Here is a 19,934-nt window from a genome sequence, read left to right on the forward strand (position 1 = left end):
GGTGGAGCCACCGCTTAATAGTGCAGTGGCGTTGAGATCGCTTTAAGGAAAAAGAATGGCTAAAGAAGCTCGTGTTCGCCGTCGCGAACGAAAGAATATTACTTCCGGTGTTGCTCACGTAAATTCTACTTTTAACAACACCATGATTACCATCACAGATGTGCAAGGCAACGCGATTGCTTGGTCGTCTGCTGGTACCATGGGCTTTAAAGGCTCGCGGAAATCAACTCCATATGCTGCTCAGGTTGCTGGCGAAGACGCTGCAAAGAAAGCCCAAGAGCATGGCATGAAAACTTTGGAAGTTGAAGTTTGTGGCCCAGGTTCTGGTCGTGAATCAGCGCTGCGCGCGTTGCAAGCTGCTGGTTTTACAGTCACAAGCATTCGTGACGTAACCTCCATTCCGCACAACGGCTGTCGCCCACGCAAGCGTCGTCGCGTGTAGTTTATTGTTTTGCCCATTTTGGCCAATTAATCGATTGGGCAATTCAATAGGTTCTTACATTTCAATGTGGCCATTGGCGGATGTGCTGCATATGGGAAAGGGTTAAACTATAATGATCCAGAAAAACTGGCAAGAATTGATTAAGCCGACAAAGCTGGACATTGTACCGGGAAATGATCCGGCGCGCGTTGCCACTATTGTCGCTGAGCCTTTGGAAAGAGGTTTCGGTTTGACATTGGGCAATGCTTTGCGTCGTGTTTTGCTGTCTTCGCTGCAAGGTGCTGCTGTAACAGCCATCCAAATTGATGGCGTGTTGCATGAGTTCTCATCTGTTGCAGGTGTGCGCGAAGACGTTACCGATATGGTGCTCAATGTCAAAGACATCGCAGTCCGTATGGAAGATGAGGGACCTAAGCGTCTCGCTTTGACCAAAAAGGGACCTGGTGCGGTGCTTGCTGGCGACATTGAAACAACTGGCGATATCGAGATTTTGAATCCAGAACTGGTTTTGTGTCACCTTGATGATGGTGCTGAAATCAACATGGAATTCACTGTAGGCAATGGCAAAGGCTATGTACCTGCAGATCGCAATCGTCCTGAAGATGCACCGATTGGCCATGTAGCAGTGGATTCACTGTTCTCGCCAATTAAGCGTGTGTCTTACAAAGTTGAAAATACCCGTGAAGGTCAGGTGCTTGACTATGACAAGCTGAACCTGACAGTGGAAACAAACGGTGCAATTACGCCTGAAGATGCTGTGGCTTTCGCTGCACGTATCTTGCAGGATCAATTGAACGTGTTCGTGAACTTTGAAGAGCCTGAAAAAGAGGTTGTTGAAGACGCCATTCCTGAATTGGCCTTTAACCCAGCCTTGCTCAAGAAAGTTGATGAGCTTGAATTGTCCGTTCGTTCAGCAAACTGCTTGAAGAACGACAATATCGTTTACATTGGTGATTTGATCCAGAAGTCGGAAGCGGAAATGTTGCGCACGCCGAACTTTGGTCGTAAATCACTGAATGAAATTAAAGAAGTTCTGGCGCAAATGGGCTTGCATCTTGGTATGGATGTAGCCAACTGGCCGCCTGAAAACATTGAAGATCTCGCGAAGCGTTTTGAAGATCATTATTGATCTTTAAGTGCCCCGCATTGAGTTGACAGGAGAATAGAATGCGCCACCGTAAAGCTGGTCGCAAGTTGAACCGGACAGCAAGCCATCGTAAAGCGATGTTTGCTAACATGTCTGCTGCTTTGATCAAGCACGAGCAGATCGTTACAACTTTGCCCAAAGCCAAAGACCTTCGTCCAATCGTTGAAAAACTCATCACATTGGCGAAAAAAGGTGATCTGAATTCACGTCGTATCGCAGCGTCTCGCATTGGTGATGAAGCCATGGCGAAGAAGTTGTTCGACGTATTGGGTCCTCGTTATCAAGATCGTCAGGGTGGTTACACCCGCGTGTTGAAAGCCGGCTTCCGCCATGGCGACAACGCGCCAGTTGCTGTGATCGAGCTTGTTGATCGTGATCCATCAGCACGTGGTGCCGATTCAGGCCCAACTGCTGATCGTGATGAAACTGAAAACGCCGACGCAGCGTAAGCTTTAGCTTCATTTCGAAGAGATTTTAAAGCGCTCCCAATTTGGGGGCGCTTTTGTTTTGTCTGACGCAAATTTGATCTTATATCTGCCTTATTGCGTTTTATCATCAGGCGCGACTCGTCAACGACCCAGGGAGACCGATTGTTATGCGATCAAAACTGCATATAAGAGCCATTGCGACGATGTTTGCATTTATTGGGGTCTTGGCCCCAGCGTTGGCCCAGAATGCGCGTGAGGTGCCTTTGGATCGTGCACAGGTGCGGCTTAGCTTTGCGCCTGTGGTGCAAAAGGCGTCGACTTCAGTCGTGAACGTCTATGCGACCAAAATGACGGTGCAGCGTGACTCCATGTTCGATGATCCGTTCTTTCGGCGCTTTTTTGGTGAAGACAGTCCATTCTTTGAACGGCGTCCGCGCAAGAGCCAATCTCTTGGGTCGGGGGTCGTGGTTCAGTCTGATGGGATGATTTTGACCAACTTCCACGTGGTGGATGGGGCGGATGATATCCGCGTTGGTTTTGCTGATGGGCGCGAATATCACACCGAAATGATGTTGGCGGATAAAAAGACAGATTTGGCTGTGCTGCGCATTAAGGACGCGAATGGTGAGAAGTTTCCTGCACTAGAGTTTGCAGATTCTGACGAACTACTTGTCGGGGACTTGGTATTGGCGATTGGCAATCCGTTTGGTGTCGGGCAAACCGTGACCAGCGGGATTGTATCTGCTTTGGCGCGAACCGGCGTGGGCGTTAGCGACTATCAATTCTTCATTCAAACCGATGCGGCAATCAACCCGGGCAATTCCGGCGGGGCGTTGGTGGATATGAATGGCCGTTTGGTTGGCATCAACACTGCGATTTTCTCGCGCTCTGGCGGGTCAAATGGTATTGGCTTTGCCATTCCTGCCAGCATGGCACAGTTTATTTTGACGGCCGCGCAAAATGGCGGCGAGTTGGTGCGGCCTTGGTTGGGCGCACGACTGCAAGAAGTCACGGGCGATATTGCCCGATCTATTGGCCTGCCGCGCAAGCGCGGGGCCTTGGTCAGTGAGATTTATCCGAATGGCCCGGCTGACGATGCCGGTTTGAAATCCGGTGATGTGATTTTGATGCTGGATGATCGGATGGTCGAAGACCCTGAAGCCTTCGATTTCCGCCTGTCGACCAAGCCTGTCGGCGGCGAAGCAAACCTTTTGGTGCTGCGCAATGGGCGCGATATCGAATTGCGTTTGGCACTTAAGCCTGTCGATAAAGATGCCGAAATCCGGCAAATCACCGTGAAAGGCAATTCGCGTTTCACCGGGGCGACAATGGTGCAGTTGAACGGATATTATCGTGATGAGCTCGACCTAGCGTCTTCGATTGAAGGCGTGTTGGTGCTGCAAGTGCAGCGTGGCTCTCCGGCGCAACGCATGGGGCTGCGCCCTGGCGATGTGATCCGCGCCCTCAATGGGGAGCAAAATCTCACCCTTGATCGCTTCCAAGAGCTTGTGGGCGAGGGCGCTCGCGGCTGGCGTTTGACCATTCAGCGTGGTAATCGAGTGATAAACTCGTTTATCAGTGGATAGTCTATGCCCGATTTATTTGGCGATGATGCTGGATCATCGCCCAATGAGCAATTTGAAGATCGGCCGTTAGCAGATCGGTTGCGCCCCAAAACCTTGGATGAGGTGGTGGGGCAAGACCATTTGTTGGGCGAAGATGGCGTGCTGACGCGGATGATCAAGGCAGGGCGCCTTGGCTCACTCGTGTTTTGGGGGCCGCCAGGGTCTGGCAAAACCACGGTCGCACGTTTGCTCGCCGATCAGGTGGATTACCATTTCCATCAAATTTCAGCTATTTTTTCCGGCGTAGCCGACCTCAAAAAGACGTTTGAAATGGCGCGCCAGATGCGGGCCAATGGCAAAAAGACCTTGTTGTTCGTGGATGAGATTCATCGCTTCAATCGCGCGCAGCAAGATAGTTTTTTGCCCGTGATGGAAGATGGCACCATCGTATTGGTGGGCGCGACCACGGAAAATCCATCATTTGAGTTGAACGCGGCGCTGCTGTCGCGGGCGCAGGTTCTAAGCTTTCGCTCTCATGATCGTGATGCGGCGGAGCAAATGATTTCGCGGGCTGAAAAGCTGGAAGAGCGCGACGCGCCGCTGGACCAAAATGCGCGGCGGGCGCTGTTTGAAATGGCCGATGGCGATGGTCGTGCCTTGTTGGGGCTGCTGGAAGAGGTTTATGCCGCCACGGGCGAAGGCGAGGTGTTGGACCAGCAAGCGCTTGAGGCCTTGGTGCAACGGCGGGCGCCGGTTTATGACAAAGGGCAGGACGGTCACTACAATCTGATCTCAGCCTTGCACAAAACCATTCGTGGGTCCGATCCGGATGCGGCGCTTTATTATTTGACGCGGATGTTGGTGGCGGGCGAAGACCCGATGTTTTTGGCGCGGCGGTTGATCCGCATGGCGGTTGAAGATATTGGTTTGGCCGATCCACAGGCGCTTGAGCAATGTGTGGCGGCGCGGGATGCATTTCATATGCTGGGGCCACCTGAAGGAGAGTTGGCGTTGGCGCAGGCGACGGTTTATTTGGCATTGGCGCCGAAGTCGAATGCGGTTTATAACGCGTTCAACAAAGCCATGCGGGTAGCGAAAACCACCGGATCACCAACGCCGCCGAAGGTGATTTTGAACGCGCCGACAAAATTGATGGAAAATGAAGGCTATGGCGACGGGTATATTTATGACCATGACGCGCCAGATGCCTTTTCGGGTCAGGAATATTTTCCCGAAAAACTGGGCCGGCAAAGTTTTTACGAACCAGTTGAGCGCGGGTTTGAACGCGATTTGCAAAAGCGGGTAGATTATTTCAAACGCTTGCGTTTGCGGCGGCAAACGGGCAAAAGCTAAGCAACTGAGAATTTCGAAGTGAGAAAGGGCAGTTCATGTCCTATTTGTTGGTCGGACTAGGTGGCGCGTTTGGGGCCATGGGCCGATTTGGCGTTGGCCAATTGATCATGCGGTGGGGGCTGACAGGATGGCCTTATGCAACCCTTGCGGTCAATATTGTCGGCTCGTTCCTTATGGGGCTTGTTATTGCGCTTTTGGCGCGGACAACCCCGGAATGGTCGCATTCAGCGCGGTTGCTGCTGGCTACCGGATTTTGTGGTGGCTTCACCACCTTTTCGGCGTTCTCTTTAGATTTTATCGCCCTTTATGAGCGCGGCCAAATGCTGTCGGCGCTTATGTATCTGGGGCTTTCTGTAATTTTGTCCATTGCTGCTTTGTTTGCGGCGATGGCGTTGGTGCGCGGGAGTGCAATTTAAAATGAGTGGTGTTCAACATCGAAAAGTGACGGAAGAAGAAGACGGTATGCGGCTGGACCGCTGGTTTTCGATCCATTTTCCGGATTTGCCGTTTTCACGTCTGAACCGCATTATCCGCAAAGGTGAGGTGCGCGTGGAAAAAGGCCGGGTGAAAGCCAATCAGCGGCTTGAAACCGGGCAAACCGTGCGTGTGCCGCCGATTAGCGATGCGGGTGTGAAACCACGCAAGCCAAAGCCCGTCGACGAAAAAGACGTGAACTTTATTCGCGATATCACACTTTATGAAGATGACGACATTTTGGTGCTGAATAAGCCGCACGGTTTGGCCGTGCAGGGCGGGACGGGCACCAAACGGCACTTGGATAAGATGCTGGAGAGCATCCCCAACAAAAAGGGTGAGAAGCCGCGGCTGGTGCATCGGTTGGACCGAGACACGTCGGGCTGCTTGCTGATTGCGAAGTCCCGTTCTGCGGCCTCGCATTTCGGCAAAATCTTCCGGTCGCGTTCGGCCCGCAAGATCTATTGGGCGATCACCGCCCATGTACCGCACCCGAAGCAGGGCAAAATCTCTTGCTTTCTCGCACGTCGCGCCACAGATGACGGCGAACAGATCCAGGTGGTGGATCAGGGCGAAGATGGTGCGCAGCATTCTGTAACCCATTATTCGGTGACTGATGATGCGGCGGGCCAAGTGGCTTGGGTGACGCTGAAACCTGTGACCGGCCGGACGCACCAATTGCGGGTGCACATGTCTCAGCTTCGCACGCCGATCTTGCATGATCCGCGCTATTTCTCCTTGGAGAACTGGGAAGCGCCTGAGGAAACGGGCAAGGGCCTGCATTTGCATGCGCGTCGCCTGGCCATTCCATTGGCCAATGGTCAGCGTTTGGACATTACGGCGCCATTGCCGCCGCACATGCAGCAAACCTTTGATTTGTTCGGCTTTAATGCGTCGCAATATGACCCACAAGATGATGAATTGGATGAAGATTGATGCGTCTTGTCGTTTTTGATGTCGATGGCACGATTGTCGATAGCGCCCATATTATTATTGATGCGGCGCACTATGCGTTCGAAAAAGAAAAACTTTCTATCCCGACCCCACATGCCGTGCGCTCTGGCATCGGCTTGAAGCTTGAAACGGCGATCGGGCATTTGCTTGAGGAACATGATGATGTGTTGGTGGATCGCCTTGCGGGCCACTATCGCGATTATTTCTTCGGTAAGGTGACGGACGAGCCGCATATTGAGCATATTTACGATGGCGCCTATGACGCGATCCATCGGCTTGGCGCGCATGAGAAAACCCTTTTAGGCATTGCTACGGGCAAGCATTTGCGCGGCATCCACCGTTTGTTTGATAATCATGATTTTGGACACCATTTCGTGACCCTGCAGGCCGCAGATAATAACCCCTCCAAACCGCATCCGGGCATGTTGCACAATGCGATCAATGAAACTGGGGTTGAGGTTGCGCGCACCGTGATGGTTGGCGATACGTCATACGATATGCAAATGGCCAAAGCTGCTAATGTCAAAGCCATTGGCGTGGCGTGGGGCTATCACGATAAGGCAGATTTGCTGGAGCATGGTGCGGATGTCGTGATCGACAAATATGAACATATTGATGAAGCAATTGACGGACTTATTGGCTGATGCGTGAGATTCTTAAAGAGGCAGAAGCACATATCAATGATGGTTATGGCCGGGCGCAGGAACACGCCAAGCAGCCATTGCCCAAGCGTTTCTATAAAGAGGTGTCGACCGACGAACTTGATGGCCAGCACCGTGTGTTGCTGGACGGTAAGCCGATCAAAACACCCGGCAAAAAGACCGTTGGTTTTCCTGATCCCAACTTGGCGCAGCTGGTTGCAGACGAGTGGGCGGCTGTCGAGGAGAAAATCGACCCCGCCAAAATGCCACTCACGCGGATCTGCAATACGATTGTTGAAAGTGGTGATGAATATTTGGCACCCGTGCGCGCGGAATTGCTGAAATATGCCGCCAATGATTTGCTGTTTTACCGCGCCGAGGGGCCAGACAGTTTGGTTGAGCTGCAGCGGCAGCATTGGGATGCGCCATTGCAGGTGTTTGAACGTGAGCACGGTGCCACATTCAAGTTGGCGGCTGGCGTGATGCACGTGGCACAGCCGCAGGCAAGCCTTGAAAAGATCGGGGCGCTGATCAACCGCTACGGCCTTTATTCCGCCTTTGCTGCGATGTCCATTACCTCGATCACCGGTTCGGCATTACTGGCCATTGGCCTACGCGAAGGGCATTTTGATGCGGAACAGGTTTGGACTGCCGCTTATGTCGATGAGGACTATCAAGCCAGCCAATGGGGCGAGGATGATCAAGCCATGGCCGCGCGCGCCTATAAGCGCAAAGACTTTGACGCCGCGGCTCAACTGTTTGATCTTTTGAATCCGGAAGTCTAGAGAAGTCGTTGAGGCGCATGACCTATTTCGGCCGTGCGCCGGGATCTTTTGCCCGACGAAAAAAAAAGCCGACGCAAGCGCCGGCTGACTTCGTAATTCGATTCCGTAAGCTGTGTTAAGTCGCTGACTTAGCTTTGTGATTTGGCTGCGTGTTCGCGAAGCCATTCCACGATTGCCGGTTCGATTTCTTCCAGCGGATCGGTGACGAATGCGCGTTCATGGGCGTAAGGGTGGGGAATGGTCAGCCGTTCGGTCTCGATCACTTTGCGGCCATATGCGATCACATCAATATCGATCAGGCGTGGTCCCCATTTTTCGTCGCGCTTGCGCCCCATGGCCACTTCAATCATTAGGGCGCTATCCAACAAGCCTTCAGGCCCGAGCGAAGTTTCGATCTCAATCGCCATATTCAAAAATGGGTTTTGATCGGTTTTGCCCCAGGGGTCCGTCTCAATGATCGTGGATTTTTTGATGATATGAATATCGGGATGCGCATCCAATCGGCGCACGGCTTCTTTTAGCTGTGCGCGCGGGCGGCCAATATTTGCCCCAAGGGCCAACCAAGCACGTGCCATTATGCGGTCTCCCGGTCGCGGACGATTTCGATGGCAAATTCACCTGCAACCACAGGAATCGGCGCTTCTGGCTTGCGCACACGCACCTTGATCCACTGAATGGTGGGGAAGGCGTCAAAGAGTTGGTCAACAATGTGTTGGCCCAGTGCTTCGATCAGTTTGAAGCGGGTTTTGGTCACCACTTCATTGAGCAGTTCGAAAATGTCCGCATAAGAGATTGTGGTCTCCACATCGTCGCTGCGGCCCGGTACGCGCAGATCAACACCGCACTCCAGATCAATGCGAAAGCGTTGACCTAGCGTATTTTCTTCCATCATCACCCCGTGATAGCCATAAAAGGCGAGATCGGAGAGGATGATTTTATCTTCGACACGGTTGGTGCGAACCATAATTAAACGTCCTTTGGCGGTGGCGGACCATAGAGCATGGCCTTCACGACATGCAGCGCATCGAGATTCTCGCGCACATCGTGCACGCGGAATATATGCGCACCTTTTTCATATGCAAGTACCGTAGAGGCGGCGGTGGCCGCAACCCGTTCTTTTGGGGTATTGCCCAGCAATTTGCCAAACATGGACTTGCGCGACGTGCCAATCAGCAGCGGATAGCCAAGGGCATGCAGTTCGTCGACCCGACGTAGCAATTCGTAGTTCTCGTCAAAGTTCTTGGCAAAGCCAAAGCCGGGGTCCAAGGCGATTTGAGATTTGGAAATGCCTGCGTTTTCAGCGATTTGCAGACTCTTCTCAAAGAACCGATTCATCTCGCCGATCAAATCTTTTTCGCGGTCGCGGTCTGGATCCCAGTGCATCAATATGGCCGGGCAGCCATAATGGACGGCCACATCAGCCAATTCTGGATCGCGCTGAAAGCCCCACACGTCATTGATGATCTCAGCACCAGCTTCCATGGCTTGTTGGCCAACAATGGCCTTATAGCTGTCGATGGAGATGGGTACGGTGATGCCTGATTCTTTGAGGGCATCAATGGCCAGCAAGACGCGGTCGAGCTCTTCCTGAGCCGCCACAGCTTCGGAGCCGGGGCGGGTGCTTTCGCCGCCAATGTCCAGAATATCCGCGCCTTCGGCGACCATCTTTTGGGCTTGGGCGACGATCTTATCGCGGTCGGTGAAGTCACCCCCGTCAGAAAAGCTGTCGGGCGTGACATTGAGAATGCCCATCACAAGGGGATCGCGCCCCAGGGTGCGTTCACCAGACTTGAGCTGCCACGTAAAGTCCTGATGCATCATTCTGCAGCGGGTTTGGCCACAAATTCAGGCTGTGCAGGCTCGCCATAAAGGTCATATTCGTCGCTATCGACCAGTTTGACCTTCACCATGTCGCCGGGCTTTACGCCTTGAACATCGTCGATAAACACCTGCCCATCAATATCTGGCGCATCCCATTGGCTGCGGCCGAGGGCGCGGTTGTCTTCGGGTGCGACATCGTCGATCAGCACATCAATCTCGCGGCCAACCTTCTGGCGCAACCGCTCGGCGGAAATGGCTTGTGCCTTCACCATCAAGCGATCATAGCGATCTTGTTTGATTTCATCGGGCACAACGCCTTCAATTTCGTTGGCCACGGCGCCGGTCACTGGCTCATATTGGAACGCGCCCAAGCGATCAATTTGGGTTTCGTCGAGCCAATCCAGCAATTGCTGGAAATCGTCTTCGGTTTCACCCGGGAAGCCGACAATGAAGGTGGAGCGGATCGCCAGATCAGGGCAGATGTCGCGCCAAAGTTTGATGCGATCGGCGGTTTTGACTTGATTGGCCGGGCGGCGCATGGCTTTAAGCACATTTGGCGCTGCATGCTGGAACGGAATGTCGAGATAAGGCAAGATTTTGCCTTCGGCCATCAGTGGGATGGTCTTGTCCACATGTGGGTAGGGGTAAACATAGTGCAAGCGCACCCATGCATCTAATTCGCCTAGCTCTTCGCAGAGATTGTGGAACCGCGCTTCCACATCGCGCTTATGAAAGCGGGAGGTGGCATATTTAATGTCTTGGCCGTAAGCGCTTGTGTCTTGCGAAATCACCATGATTTCTTTTACGCCCGCTTTTACCAGCCGTTCCGCTTCATAAAGCACGCTGGCCACAGGGCGCGACTGCAAATCACCGCGGATAGACGGGATGATGCAGAAGGTGCAGCGGTTGGAACAGCCTTCTGAAATTTTCAGATAAGCATAATGGCGTGGCGTTAGGCGCAAACCATCGGCAGGCACAAGATCTTCGAAAGGCTTGTGCACGGGCGGTAAGTTTGAATGCACCGCCTCAACCACGGCCTCATATTGATGCGGCCCGGAGACGGCGAGCACCTTTGGGTGCGTGTCGCGGATCAACTGCTCTTCCGTGCCCAAACAGCCGGTGACGACCACTTTGCCATTTTCATTGATGGCTTCGCCGATTGCCTCAAGGCTTTCAGCTTTGGCGCTGTCCAAAAAGCCGCATGTGTTGACGATCACCAAATCCGCGCCCTCATAGGACTGCGAGAAATTGTAGCCCTGCGCGCGCAGGGTGGTCAGAATGCGTTCTGAATCGACGAGCGCCTTTGGGCAGCCAAGGCTCACAAGTCCAATGGTTGGGTTCTGGTTCATCCGTTCGGCCTTTAATAGGATTTGAATGGGCTTTCTAACGCACTCAAATCCTACGTCAAGCACAAGTGCTGTGGCTTAGGAGAATGTGCTAATCACCTCATCCAACTGGTCGCACATAAAATCGGCATTTTCGCGGCTAAACACCATGGGCGGCTTAAATTTCAGCACATTGTCCAGCGGACCATCGGTTGAGAGCAAGATTGACCGTTCGCGCATGGCGTTGACGATGGCACCCGCCTTTTCCGTCGCTGGGGTCAATTGCTCATCTTCAACCAATTCCATGCCGAGAAACAGGCCGTGCCCGCGCACGTCGCCCACCAGATCATATTTGTCTTTGATCTCGTGCCAGCGGCCCAAAATGTAATTGCCCAGCTCTTTGGCATGTGCCTGCAAGCCTTCATTTTCAATCACATCCATCACCGCCATGCCCACAGCCATGGAAACCGGATTGCCGCCGAAGCTGTTGAAATATTCCATGCCGGTGTTGAACTTGTCAGCCAATTCCTTGGTGGTCACCACGGCGGCGAGGGGGTGGCCGTTGCCGATGGGCTTGCCCATCACCACAATGTCGGGCACCACATCTTGCAGTTCATAGGCCCAGAAATGCTCGCCCACGCGGCCAAAGCCGCATTGCACTTCATCAGCAATGCACACGCCGCCTTCGGCACGCACGGCTTCATAAACAGCTTTGAAATAGCCTTCCGGGTAAGCGACTTGGCCACCAACGCCTGAAATGCTTTCAGCGATAAAGGCGGCTGCGCCATTGCCGGTTTTGGATTTGATTTCTTCGATGCGCCGTTTCACGTCTTCCGCATATTTGGCGCCTGCGTCATTGTCGCCATAGCGATAGGGGCCGCGGAACGGATCGGGGAATTCGGCAATATGGGTAAAGTCAGGTTGCGGGAAACCGCCTTTGCGCTTGAATTTATAGGGACTGACATCCACCGTCCCTTGCGAGTTGCCGTGATAAGCCCAATCCAGCACAATTGTGTCTTTCTGGCCCGTGGCCTGCCGCGCGATGCGCAGCGCCAGTTCATTGGCCTCGGTGCCTGAATTGACGAAATAGGCGACCGAGAGCTGATCAGGCATTTTTGAGGTGATGCGTTCGGCATAATCCAGCACCAACTCGCTCAGATAGCGCGTATTGGTGTTGAGGATTCCTGCCTGCCGCGAAATCGCCTCCACCAGATGCGGGTGGCAATGGCCGATATGGGTGATGTTGTTGACCCCATCCACAAAGGCACGGCCCGCATGGTCGTACAAATGTACGCCTTTGCCCGACACCATTTTAAGCTTTTTCTTATACGAAACACTCAGAGACGGGCCGAGCAAGTTGGCGCGGCGCTGCATCAGCTTGTCTGGTGTTTGCTCATCAATTTCAAAGGTTTGCGGTGCCTGGTTCATCAAAAGATTCGGGTTAGGGCAGATTTGCTGCCACACATCCCACATGCTTCTGTGTGCCACGCCGTTGAAATTGGTGGATTGGCTCAACATGGAGGTCATGATCTGGAAATGCAGGTGCGGATACCAACCGCCATTCACGTCCCAATCACCAATATGGCCAATTAATTGGCCTTTCTCGATCTTGTCGCCCACATGGTGCAGATCAAAGATGGAGCGGGAGAGGTGCCCGTAAAGCGAATAGAACGGCACGCCTTTATCGGTCTCATGTTTCAGTATGAGGGTTGGGCCATAATCCAGCTCAAATGCATTGTCGTGCACGGCATAGACTTCGCCTGCCATTGGCGCGTGCAGCGGTTCGTCCGCATGCACAAACACATCGACGCCCATGTGAATGGTGCGGCGTTCTTTTGACAGTTTGGAGGCAAAAGCATCGGTTTGATAGACCGTGCGGTCTTCGCCATAGCGGCCAATGCCAAAGCGGGCCTCTTCTTTGGCGCATTTTTCATCAAACCATGCGTTAAAGGCCTGGTCGCTGAAGGGCGGTATCGTCGTGTCGCTGCCATCCGCCGGGATGATAAACCGCGCTTCATATTTGAAGTCTGGCTTGAACAGTGAAGCTGTATTGGGCTGATTTTGCTCAAGAAAGTTGATGATGTGGCTTGCATGATCCACAGCGTCCAAGCCCGCTGCATGGCGGAACAGCGCTGTCATAAAGCGTGGGTCGACATCGTCCAGCCGATCAAGCAGCTCAAGCGCTGGCTTTTGCGACACCAGCAAATATTCATTTTCCGGGTGGGCCTTGATCTGGTGCGAGGACATCGCCACGCTGACGGTGAGGCGCATGCGGATCAAATCAAACAGCACATCCAGTTCTTCGGCAAACAGCGGAAACTCAGCGCAATAATTGCTGACCAGTGCTTTCGAAGCGGCAAACAGGTCATCCTGATCCATCAGCGCGTAGGCCATGGTCACGGCCAGCTCATTGATTTGGCGGCCATAGCACATGTCACCGAAGTCGATGAGGCCGGTAACCTTGCTTTCGTCAGCTGGGTCGATCACCAGATTATTGTCATTTGCGTCCTGATGGATCACCGCCATGCGCAAATGCTGCAATTTGGGTGCGGTCTCTGCGCGATAATGCGCACACAAGTGTTCGGCGCGTTCACGATGGGCTGGATTGGCGATGGACGGGAAATATTCCTCAGCCGCCAGCGCGTTGTCCAAGTTCCAAATAAAATCAGGGCGATGGGCAGCAGCGTCGAAAAAACCGCTCATGCTTTTTGAAAATTTGCCCATGAAGCGGCCAAGGTTGGCAAGGCGGTCGAGAGAAACGGGCTTTTGCGAATAAAGATCACCCTCAAGGAAGGTCAACATGCGGATATGGTATTCCTGCTCACCTTTTTGCGCCACAAACATATTCTCGCCCGTTGTCGTAGGCACTACGGCAGGACAGCCTTCAAAGCCGCTATTTTGTAAAAAGGTGAGGCTGTTATTTTGGAGCTCGAGGAAGTCAACATCTTCGCCAAGGTTGGCAATTTTAAAAACAAATCTGCCTTTGTCGCTGGAGACAGCGAAGTTTTGATCGCGCTCGCTTTCAAGGGCGCGTAGATCGCCTTTGATGCCATATTTGGCGCTCAATAGCTCTTGGACATCATTTTCAGTGAATTGTGGCGGGGCGAACTCAAAAGCTGACATTGGTGCTTTGACCCTTGGTTGGATGTTGTTTTGATTATCATATCCAATTTTACGGTGGCGTGGAGCCAAAACAGGGGTGAATTTGCACGAAATATAAAAATGGGTTCATGCAGAAACTGCATGAACCCATCAATGTCAAAATACCTAAATGCGTTTAAGCGTCTGGCTTCTTCGCCGTCTTGTTGGCGGTTGCGGGGCGCTTCGCAGTGGTTTTGCGTTTGGCGGGGGCTTTTCGAGTTGATGACTTCGCCGTCGTGGTGGTGCGTCGAGTTGATGCCGCGCGAGATTTTGTGGTCCGTGCTTTTGGCTTCGCCGCTGGTTTGTCCGCCGTGCTGGACTCGTCATAGTCCGTATCTAGTTCTTTATAGGCGTCCTGCACGTCATCTTCCGCCAGCTCTTCCAACGCGTCTTTCACATCATCAAAGATTGAAAGAGCGGGGCGTACGGGCTGTTGGATTTCCATGATCTTTTCATTCTTTTTAAAGAACACAAGCAATGTTTCACACAGCACGCGCAGGGCAACAAAGCCACCAAGGCCAAAAATGCCCACTTCCAACAGGCCCCAAAGGCCGGAACCAAAAGAATCAGCAAAGGTTGCGAACAAATGATTGATTGACCAAAGGACGATTGTGCCCAAGCCAAGCAGGTAGAGCAATTTGATGATTTTGGGGGCGATCATCCGATCAAGATTGAAGATGGTGCCGCTTGTGGCCAGTTTTTTCATATCGTCAGGGGTCATTTTCTCACCTTTGTGTGGGTGTTCGCGCTTGGTTGGTTTAGCTTTAGCATAATTCAGTGAAAAATGGCCAGTCTACCGGGGGTTAAACCCGAACGGTGGGCCCAAAAATGCGTTCAAAATTGCGGCGCAGGGCGCTATCGAGTTCGGGCATGGACGCCAATTGGCCCAAATCTTCAAAGCTGGTGACGCCTTGGTCGGTGATGCCGCAAGGCACGATGCCGTCATAGTCTGATAAATCCGGGTTTAAATTGATCGAAATGCCGTGAAAGCTGACCCAACGTGAAACCCTTACGCCGATTGCGGCGATCTTGTCTTCTTTATTGAAGCCTTTTTCAGGACGCTTGACCCACACGCCCACGCGGCCATCGCGCTGTTCGCCAACAATATTGAAGTCGGCCAAAGTGTCGATCACCAATTGCTCCATCGCCCGCACGAAGGCGCGCACGTCGCGGCCACGGTGTTTGAGATCAAGCATCAAATAAACCACCCGTTGCCCAGGGCCATGATAGGTGTATTGGCCGCCACGCCCCGCATTGAATACGGGCAGCGCGTTGGGATCTGTTAAATCGGCTGCTTTGGCGGAGGTGCCAGCGGTATAAAGCGGTGGATGTTCCAAAAGCCAGGCCAGCTCGCCCACTTCGCCGCGGGCCAAGCGGTCCACATGATCTTTCATGCGCGCCAGCGCCTCGGGATATTCGACCAACTTGTCGGAAATTTCCCAATGAGTGGGGCGCTGATCATCGCGCATTATTGTTGGATTTTGAGACATATTTGGCCGCGAATTTGGATTTTGTTAACACTTCAATAACCATGGGCGGTGCAAGGTCAATTGCATCGCCTTTGGTTTATGGCATAAACCGTTGAGGTGCAATGACTTGATTCTGTCGCTTGGGACCCAAAATACATGGACGCATTAAAATCCATTGATGTGAATATCACCGTTGAACTTGGCGCCACCAAGATGCCGATTCACCATTTGCTGCGCATGGGCCGCGGTGCTGTGATTGAGTTGGATGCGACTGAATATGATCCTTTGAAAATCTACGCCAATAAGACATTGGTGGCGATCGGCGAGATCAAGATTGATGAGGGGCAACTCTCCATTGAAGTGCTGGAAAAAGTCACAAAACAACCTTAAGCGAAAAAAGCTACAAATTTGGCTTGTGCGCCATGAAGCCATTTGATACATGGTGACGCGCTTAAGACGATTATGCGGTCGTGGCGGAATTGGTAGACGCGCAGCGTTGAGGTCGCTGTGGGGTAACACCCGTGGAAGTTCGAGTCTTCTCGACCGCACCAAATTGTTTTAAAAGAACCTGCCTTTAGGGCAGGTTTTTTTATGGGGTGGGGGAAATTGGTGACACAGGCGCACAGTCGGCAAGACGCGTATAGGTTTTTGCCTATCAAGGCATTGATGTTTTTTGTGGCGGTGTTGCTCGCCTTGAAATTGGGCTTTGCCCTATTCACCAAAGTGGCGGCAGACGAAGCCTATTATTGGCTTTGGGGGCAACATTTTGATTGGTCATATTTTGATCATCCGCCGCTGAATGCCTGGTTTTTGGGGCTTAGCGATGCCGTATTCGGCACCAATGTTGTTGGGCTACGATTTCCCGCATTTTTGACCTTTATTGGCACGCTCTATGTCATGTGGCTGTTTGCCAAACGCTTGTTTCCCCAAAACAGCAAACAAAGCTTTTTAGTTATTGTGATGGTCTTCTTGGCCTCGCCAACTTTGTTTGTGTGGACAACAATTGTCTATCACGACCATCTGATGTTGTTTCTGTGCCTTGCTGCAACCTATTGTTTTACAGACTATTTTGCGCGCTTCGCCGCAGATGAAAATACCGACGTTAAAATGCTTTATCTGGCAGCGCTGCTGTTGGGGCTGGCCGGCCTGACCAAATATGCGGCGGCATTTTTGGGCATTTCAGTTGCATTGGTGGTGATATTGAGTACGCAACTGCGTCCACTCCTATTGCGACCGCACATCTACTTGGCTGGGTTGCTGACTTTTGCCTGTATGTCGCCGGTGCTGGTTTGGAATCTGCAGAATGACTGGGCTTCATTCCAGTTGCACTTTAGTGATCGCTATGAATTGAAAGCATTTCAGGGGATCAACGCAGCCACATTTGCGCGTTATTTGTTTTCCACTGCGCTTTATTTCGGCGTTTTTCTTTTAGTACCGCTCGTCGGCATTTTCTGGCCGCGTCGCTACGAAACAGATTTTGCTAAACTCGGCGTGCGGCTGGCGCAAATCACGATTCTAACCTCTATGGGCATTTTCGTGGTGTTTGCAGCGCGGGGCACGGTGCATTGGTATTGGAGTGATCTCGCCTATGCCTTGATGATCTTGTTTATGCTGCTTTATTTGCGTTGGGCATGGTTGATTTGGGCGCATGTGCTTACCAGCTTGGTCATCATTCTTTATGGCGTGGTGACCTATGCGCTGGTGCCAGCGGAATATTATTTCGGGGCGGGCAATCTGGAAGTTGGCCGCATGTATGGATGGGGGCAGGTGGTCCCGAAAGTTGAAGAATATCAGGAAGAGTTGGGTATATCCAATGTCGGCGGTACGCTTTATGTCAGTGCCGGGCAGTTGGCATATTATCTTGATCGTAAAGACATATTTGATTTCGCCGCCAAAGAATCCCAGTTCAATTTTTGGGATCAAAAGAATGTACCGGCCGGTGAAGATGGACTTGTGGTGCATGATCCATTTGGCGATTTGGAAACAGCCAAAAAGCGATTTGAAAAGCTTACGCTGTTGGAACGCTTGGACATCAATTTATTGGGTTTTTACGTGCTTTGGTATGAGATCTATCTCGGCGAAAATTCAACACCTATTGATGACGAAATCGAGAAGGTGCCGCATGCACCAAAAGCTAAGCTTTGACGTGGTCAAATTCTCTAGTAATCTTGTGAAACTTTATTTGATGTACACAGATATGACGAGCCAGGCCGTCAAATTGTTACGGCCTGGCGCATGATTTTTCAAACTTTCGGCTTTAGGTTTTAATCAGTTTCCGGATGCCCGCATCAAGAGAGAAGAGACCCGGCCCGCAAATGAAGATGGTGAGGGCGGCGAGGGCCCATTGGGCGTGAAGCGCCCAGGCGCCGGGGTAAACGAGCTGGATGACACAGGTCATGCCCAAAAGGCCAAGGCCAGCGAAGCGGGAGAACAGGCCAATCACCAATAAGACGGGCAGGATGACTTCGCCGAGGGATGCGAAGTAGGCCAGCAATTCGGGAAACGGCATGTCGTAGGCTGTGCCAAGGATGTGCAGTTTATATTCCTGACTGAACAAATATTTGGCGCCGGAATTGATTTGGGTTGGGAACTCTGCCCATTTGGTCCAGCCAGAATTCCAGTATGGTCGTGCAACAAAGAACCGAACAGCCAACAACGCCGCTGAGAGCGCGATATAGGCGGGGATACCGAAGCGACGTAACGGTTTGAATTCTCCAAAAATGGTCGCAATCATTTTAGATGTCCTTTTTCAGTTCGAAGCGCTCAATTGCGCCGAGCGCCAACAAATTGGTGAGCAGGTCTTGAAGATCAAAATTGGGCGCGGACCTTTGACCGATGTCGACGGTCGTGGCGAGCGAAAAGCCGGCTACCAGTGCGGTAAGGCCTGCCTTATGCTGTGGATCAATAGGTGTTGTCTTAACGCCCCACTCCGGGCGACAAATCAAGGTGATTTGGGCCTGTTCAAAGTCAACTTTTTCGAGCGTTTCACCGGCTTTCGCGCGGCTATGTATAGTGTGCGCTGGAAAGCGGGAGGCAGACCAAAAAAAGCTGGGGTGAAACTTTATTTTGGCGCGATCCAAGTCTTCTTGCGGCACGTTGGCGATGGATTCTGGATCGAATGCCGGCCCGTCGGCGGCGTGATAGGATTTGATTAGCTTATATTCAATGTCGGCAATGTCAGCGAGAAAGGGAACTTGCTGCGCCGGTTTAAAGCTGCCCAAGAATTGCGCGAACTGGTCGCCATAATAGATCATTAAGGGGGAGCTTGGGGGGAAGTTAAACGCATATTCGCGGGCGAGGGCGCGGAAAAACTCCTCGCCGACCAGCTTTTGGCAAGCAGGGAACGTGCTGGCCAAATTGTCGATGAGGCTGACCATCACATTGTTGCGATAGACGCCAAAGCGCTTTGGCGCGGCGCTTCCCGCCGGATCAACCAGATTGCCCGGGGCGGCTTCGTCGGCGTGAAACAAGGCCCGGGCAAAGTCGGTCTGGTCATTTCGAAAATTAGGCGAGCGCATGATCAGCGGTCTCCCCGGTTTCGTTCAGCATGGCGTCGCGCGCGGCATTGGCCTCAGCGTAAAGTGTTGGCCAATCGGGCACATCATTGTCCCACTCAATCAAGGTGGGGCGGCGCCCAGCTTTTTTGACCACATAGCGATAAAGCGCCCACACTGGCGGCGCCACCTGACGGTCATGACTATCGATAAGCAACGGCGCATCGTCGTCGTCCGTGTCTGTGGCATGTCCGGCCAAGTGAATCTCGCCTACAGCGTGCAAGGGGAAGCGATCCAAATATTCGTAGGCATCGAGCTTTTGATTGTTGGCCGAAATGTGCACATTGTTCACATCAAGGATCAGCCCGCAGTCGGTGCGCTTTTGCATTTCCGTAATGAAGCTGATTTCGTCCATCTCCGTATCGCTAAACGCCACATAGGTGGATGGGTTTTCCATCAAAAGTGTGCGCCCCAACGTGTCTTGAATCTCATTCACATGGTCGACAACGCGGTTCAGCGTCCGCTGGGTATAGGGGATCGGTAGCAAATCGTTCAGGAACAGCATGTTGCGTTCCGTGTCATGGCTGGACCAAGCCAGATGCTCAGAAACGAGCTTGGGTTGGTATCGGTCCACCAGCTTTTTAAGCCGCATTAGGTGCGGGCGGTCTAGGGGGCCGTCGCTGCCGATGGAAAGGCCAACGCCGTGAACCGAAAGATCGTAGTTTTCATCAAGAGCGCGCAGCATAGCATGGGGTGGGCCGCCATCGCCCATATAGTTTTCTGCGTGCACTTCAAAAAAACTGAGATCGGGTTGTGCCGCTGCGATGTCGGCATAGTGCTCTGGTTTAAACCCGACGCCGATTTTTGGCTTGTTTGCTTTATGTTGCATGGTTCC

General features: G+C 52.5%; 21 protein-coding genes and 1 tRNA gene. 12 read left to right on the forward strand and 10 right to left on the reverse strand.

Translation table 11 applies throughout. From position 1 onward, the window contains the following. Positions 1–55: 55 nt before the first annotated feature. From rpsK to MXMO3_RS09350, 9 genes are all read left to right on the forward strand, one after another. Entirely contained in the window at positions 56–442 is a 387-nt protein-coding gene (rpsK, locus tag MXMO3_RS09310; protein ID WP_027835128.1) for a 30S ribosomal protein S11, read from the forward strand. A gap of 112 nt (positions 443–554) precedes the next feature. After that, positions 555–1,571, forward strand: coding sequence for a DNA-directed RNA polymerase subunit alpha (locus tag MXMO3_RS09315; protein WP_036222498.1), 1,017 nt, complete (start codon positions 555–557; stop codon positions 1,569–1,571). 38 nt (positions 1,572–1,609) lie between these two features. Continuing rightward, positions 1,610–2,038 (forward strand): 50S ribosomal protein L17, encoded by a 429-nt coding sequence (gene rplQ, locus MXMO3_RS09320; RefSeq protein WP_027835130.1) that lies wholly within the window; start codon positions 1,610–1,612, stop codon positions 2,036–2,038. 182 nt (positions 2,039–2,220) lie between these two features. Further along, complete coding sequence (locus MXMO3_RS09325; RefSeq protein ID WP_245985712.1) at positions 2,221–3,603, forward strand: Do family serine endopeptidase; 1,383 nt, start codon at positions 2,221–2,223, stop codon at positions 3,601–3,603. A 3-nt stretch (positions 3,604–3,606) separates the two neighbouring features. After that, on the forward strand, positions 3,607–4,935 hold the full coding sequence (locus tag MXMO3_RS09330) for a replication-associated recombination protein A (protein WP_117395704.1): 1,329 nt from the start codon (positions 3,607–3,609) through the stop codon (positions 4,933–4,935). Positions 4,936–4,970: 35 nt separating this feature from the next. Continuing rightward, positions 4,971–5,351 (forward strand): fluoride efflux transporter CrcB, encoded by a 381-nt coding sequence (gene crcB, locus MXMO3_RS09335; protein ID WP_027835133.1) that lies wholly within the window; start codon positions 4,971–4,973, stop codon positions 5,349–5,351. Position 5,352: 1 nt separating this feature from the next. Further along, positions 5,353–6,345: an RluA family pseudouridine synthase gene (locus MXMO3_RS09340; protein ID WP_027835134.1), complete on the forward strand. Its 993-nt coding sequence runs from the start codon at positions 5,353–5,355 to the stop codon at positions 6,343–6,345. After that, entirely contained in the window at positions 6,345–7,007 is a 663-nt protein-coding gene (locus MXMO3_RS09345; RefSeq protein ID WP_036222504.1) for an HAD-IA family hydrolase, read from the forward strand. Before MXMO3_RS09340 ends, MXMO3_RS09345 begins: the two co-directional genes overlap by 1 nt. After that, complete coding sequence (locus MXMO3_RS09350; protein WP_117395705.1) at positions 7,007–7,789, forward strand: ATP12 family chaperone protein; 783 nt, start codon at positions 7,007–7,009, stop codon at positions 7,787–7,789. Before MXMO3_RS09345 ends, MXMO3_RS09350 begins: the two co-directional genes overlap by 1 nt. Before the next feature lie 128 nt (positions 7,790–7,917). Here the strand turns inward: MXMO3_RS09350 and folK are convergent, their stop codons facing one another. The 7 genes from folK to lipB form a co-directional block, all read right to left on the reverse strand. Continuing rightward, on the reverse strand, positions 7,918–8,364 hold the full coding sequence (folK, locus tag MXMO3_RS09355) for a 2-amino-4-hydroxy-6-hydroxymethyldihydropteridine diphosphokinase (RefSeq protein ID WP_027835137.1): 447 nt from the start codon (positions 8,362–8,364) through the stop codon (positions 7,918–7,920). Continuing rightward, positions 8,364–8,753 (reverse strand): dihydroneopterin aldolase, encoded by a 390-nt coding sequence (gene folB, locus MXMO3_RS09360; RefSeq protein WP_117395706.1) that lies wholly within the window; start codon positions 8,751–8,753, stop codon positions 8,364–8,366. Before folB ends, folK begins: the two co-directional genes overlap by 1 nt. 2 nt (positions 8,754–8,755) lie before the next feature. Continuing rightward, positions 8,756–9,610, reverse strand: a complete 855-nt coding sequence (gene folP / locus MXMO3_RS09365) for a dihydropteroate synthase (protein ID WP_342773331.1) — start codon at positions 9,608–9,610, stop codon at positions 8,756–8,758. After that, positions 9,607–10,959 (reverse strand): 30S ribosomal protein S12 methylthiotransferase RimO, encoded by a 1,353-nt coding sequence (gene rimO, locus MXMO3_RS09370; protein WP_117395707.1) that lies wholly within the window; start codon positions 10,957–10,959, stop codon positions 9,607–9,609. The genes folP and rimO overlap by 4 nt, the downstream gene beginning before the upstream one ends. Positions 10,960–11,034: 75 nt before the next feature. After that, the gene (locus MXMO3_RS09375; protein ID WP_117395708.1) at positions 11,035–14,058 is read right to left on the reverse strand and encodes an aminotransferase class III-fold pyridoxal phosphate-dependent enzyme; all 3,024 of its coding nucleotides are present in this window, start codon (positions 14,056–14,058) and stop codon (positions 11,035–11,037) included. 154 nt (positions 14,059–14,212) lie between these two features. Next, a complete protein-coding gene (locus tag MXMO3_RS09380) occupies positions 14,213–14,797 on the reverse strand; it encodes a DUF4282 domain-containing protein (RefSeq protein WP_084634147.1) in 585 nt (194 codons plus the stop codon). Positions 14,798–14,879: 82 nt separating this feature from the next. Further along, positions 14,880–15,566, reverse strand: coding sequence for a lipoyl(octanoyl) transferase LipB (gene lipB / locus MXMO3_RS09385; RefSeq protein ID WP_117395709.1), 687 nt, complete (start codon positions 15,564–15,566; stop codon positions 14,880–14,882). A 135-nt stretch (positions 15,567–15,701) separates the two neighbouring features. Between lipB and MXMO3_RS09390 the strand changes: the two genes are divergently transcribed. The 3 genes from MXMO3_RS09390 to MXMO3_RS09400 all read left to right on the forward strand — a co-directional run bounded on the left by MXMO3_RS09390 (position 15,702) and on the right by MXMO3_RS09400 (position 17,690). Then, positions 15,702–15,935, forward strand: a complete 234-nt coding sequence (locus MXMO3_RS09390) for a FliM/FliN family flagellar motor switch protein (RefSeq protein ID WP_027835143.1) — start codon at positions 15,702–15,704, stop codon at positions 15,933–15,935. 74 nt (positions 15,936–16,009) lie between these two features. After that, positions 16,010–16,096 (forward strand) — tRNA-Leu (locus MXMO3_RS09395). 115 nt (positions 16,097–16,211) lie between these two features. After that, entirely contained in the window at positions 16,212–17,690 is a 1,479-nt protein-coding gene (locus MXMO3_RS09400) for an ArnT family glycosyltransferase (protein WP_162889206.1), read from the forward strand. A 112-nt stretch (positions 17,691–17,802) separates the two neighbouring features. Here MXMO3_RS09400 and MXMO3_RS09405 read toward each other — a convergent pair whose 3' ends face one another. Genes MXMO3_RS09405 through bufB form a run of 3 tightly spaced genes read right to left on the reverse strand, consistent with a single transcriptional unit; the run spans position 17,803 to position 19,928 of the window. Next, on the reverse strand, positions 17,803–18,279 hold the full coding sequence (locus MXMO3_RS09405; protein ID WP_117395711.1) for a DoxX family protein: 477 nt from the start codon (positions 18,277–18,279) through the stop codon (positions 17,803–17,805). Between the two features lies 1 nt (position 18,280). Continuing rightward, positions 18,281–19,063 carry an HvfC/BufC N-terminal domain-containing protein gene (locus MXMO3_RS09410; protein WP_117395712.1) on the reverse strand — a complete coding sequence of 261 codons (783 nt, stop codon included), beginning with the start codon at positions 19,061–19,063 and terminating at the stop codon, positions 18,281–18,283. Next, positions 19,050–19,928: an MNIO family bufferin maturase gene (gene bufB / locus MXMO3_RS09415; RefSeq protein ID WP_117395713.1), complete on the reverse strand. Its 879-nt coding sequence runs from the start codon at positions 19,926–19,928 to the stop codon at positions 19,050–19,052. The genes MXMO3_RS09410 and bufB overlap by 14 nt, the downstream gene beginning before the upstream one ends. Positions 19,929–19,934: the final 6 nt, after the last annotated feature.

Origin of the sequence: Maritalea myrionectae, from assembly GCF_003433515.1 — a bacterium.
GTDB lineage: Bacteria > Pseudomonadota > Alphaproteobacteria > Rhizobiales > Devosiaceae > Maritalea > Maritalea myrionectae.

Coding starts and splice junctions, on each gene's coding strand:
- MXMO3_RS09390 (WP_027835143.1), top strand. CDS start 15,702: ATGGACGCATTAAAATCCATTGATGTGAATATCACCGTTGAACTTGGC.
- lipB (WP_117395709.1), bottom strand. CDS start 15,566: ATGTCTCAAAATCCAACAATAATGCGCGATGATCAGCGCCCCACTCAT.
- MXMO3_RS09380 (WP_084634147.1), bottom strand. CDS start 14,797: ATGACCCCTGACGATATGAAAAAACTGGCCACAAGCGGCACCATCTTC.
- folB (WP_117395706.1), bottom strand. CDS start 8,753: ATGGTTCGCACCAACCGTGTCGAAGATAAAATCATCCTCTCCGATCTC.
- MXMO3_RS09350 (WP_117395705.1), top strand. CDS start 7,007: ATGCGTGAGATTCTTAAAGAGGCAGAAGCACATATCAATGATGGTTAT.
- MXMO3_RS09330 (WP_117395704.1), top strand. CDS start 3,607: ATGCCCGATTTATTTGGCGATGATGCTGGATCATCGCCCAATGAGCAA.
- bufB (WP_117395713.1), bottom strand. CDS start 19,928: ATGCAACATAAAGCAAACAAGCCAAAAATCGGCGTCGGGTTTAAACCA.
- MXMO3_RS09375 (WP_117395708.1), bottom strand. CDS start 14,058: ATGTCAGCTTTTGAGTTCGCCCCGCCACAATTCACTGAAAATGATGTC.
- MXMO3_RS09325 (WP_245985712.1), top strand. CDS start 2,221: ATGTTTGCATTTATTGGGGTCTTGGCCCCAGCGTTGGCCCAGAATGCG.
- folK (WP_027835137.1), bottom strand. CDS start 8,364: ATGGCACGTGCTTGGTTGGCCCTTGGGGCAAATATTGGCCGCCCGCGC.
- rpsK (WP_027835128.1), top strand. CDS start 56: ATGGCTAAAGAAGCTCGTGTTCGCCGTCGCGAACGAAAGAATATTACT.
- folP (WP_342773331.1), bottom strand. CDS start 9,610: ATGATGCATCAGGACTTTACGTGGCAGCTCAAGTCTGGTGAACGCACC.
- MXMO3_RS09410 (WP_117395712.1), bottom strand. CDS start 19,063: ATGCGCTCGCCTAATTTTCGAAATGACCAGACCGACTTTGCCCGGGCC.
- crcB (WP_027835133.1), top strand. CDS start 4,971: ATGTCCTATTTGTTGGTCGGACTAGGTGGCGCGTTTGGGGCCATGGGC.
- MXMO3_RS09400 (WP_162889206.1), top strand. CDS start 16,212: ATGTTTTTTGTGGCGGTGTTGCTCGCCTTGAAATTGGGCTTTGCCCTA.
- rimO (WP_117395707.1), bottom strand. CDS start 10,959: ATGAACCAGAACCCAACCATTGGACTTGTGAGCCTTGGCTGCCCAAAG.
- MXMO3_RS09340 (WP_027835134.1), top strand. CDS start 5,353: ATGAGTGGTGTTCAACATCGAAAAGTGACGGAAGAAGAAGACGGTATG.
- rplQ (WP_027835130.1), top strand. CDS start 1,610: ATGCGCCACCGTAAAGCTGGTCGCAAGTTGAACCGGACAGCAAGCCAT.
- MXMO3_RS09405 (WP_117395711.1), bottom strand. CDS start 18,279: ATGATTGCGACCATTTTTGGAGAATTCAAACCGTTACGTCGCTTCGGT.
- MXMO3_RS09345 (WP_036222504.1), top strand. CDS start 6,345: ATGCGTCTTGTCGTTTTTGATGTCGATGGCACGATTGTCGATAGCGCC.
- MXMO3_RS09315 (WP_036222498.1), top strand. CDS start 555: ATGATCCAGAAAAACTGGCAAGAATTGATTAAGCCGACAAAGCTGGAC.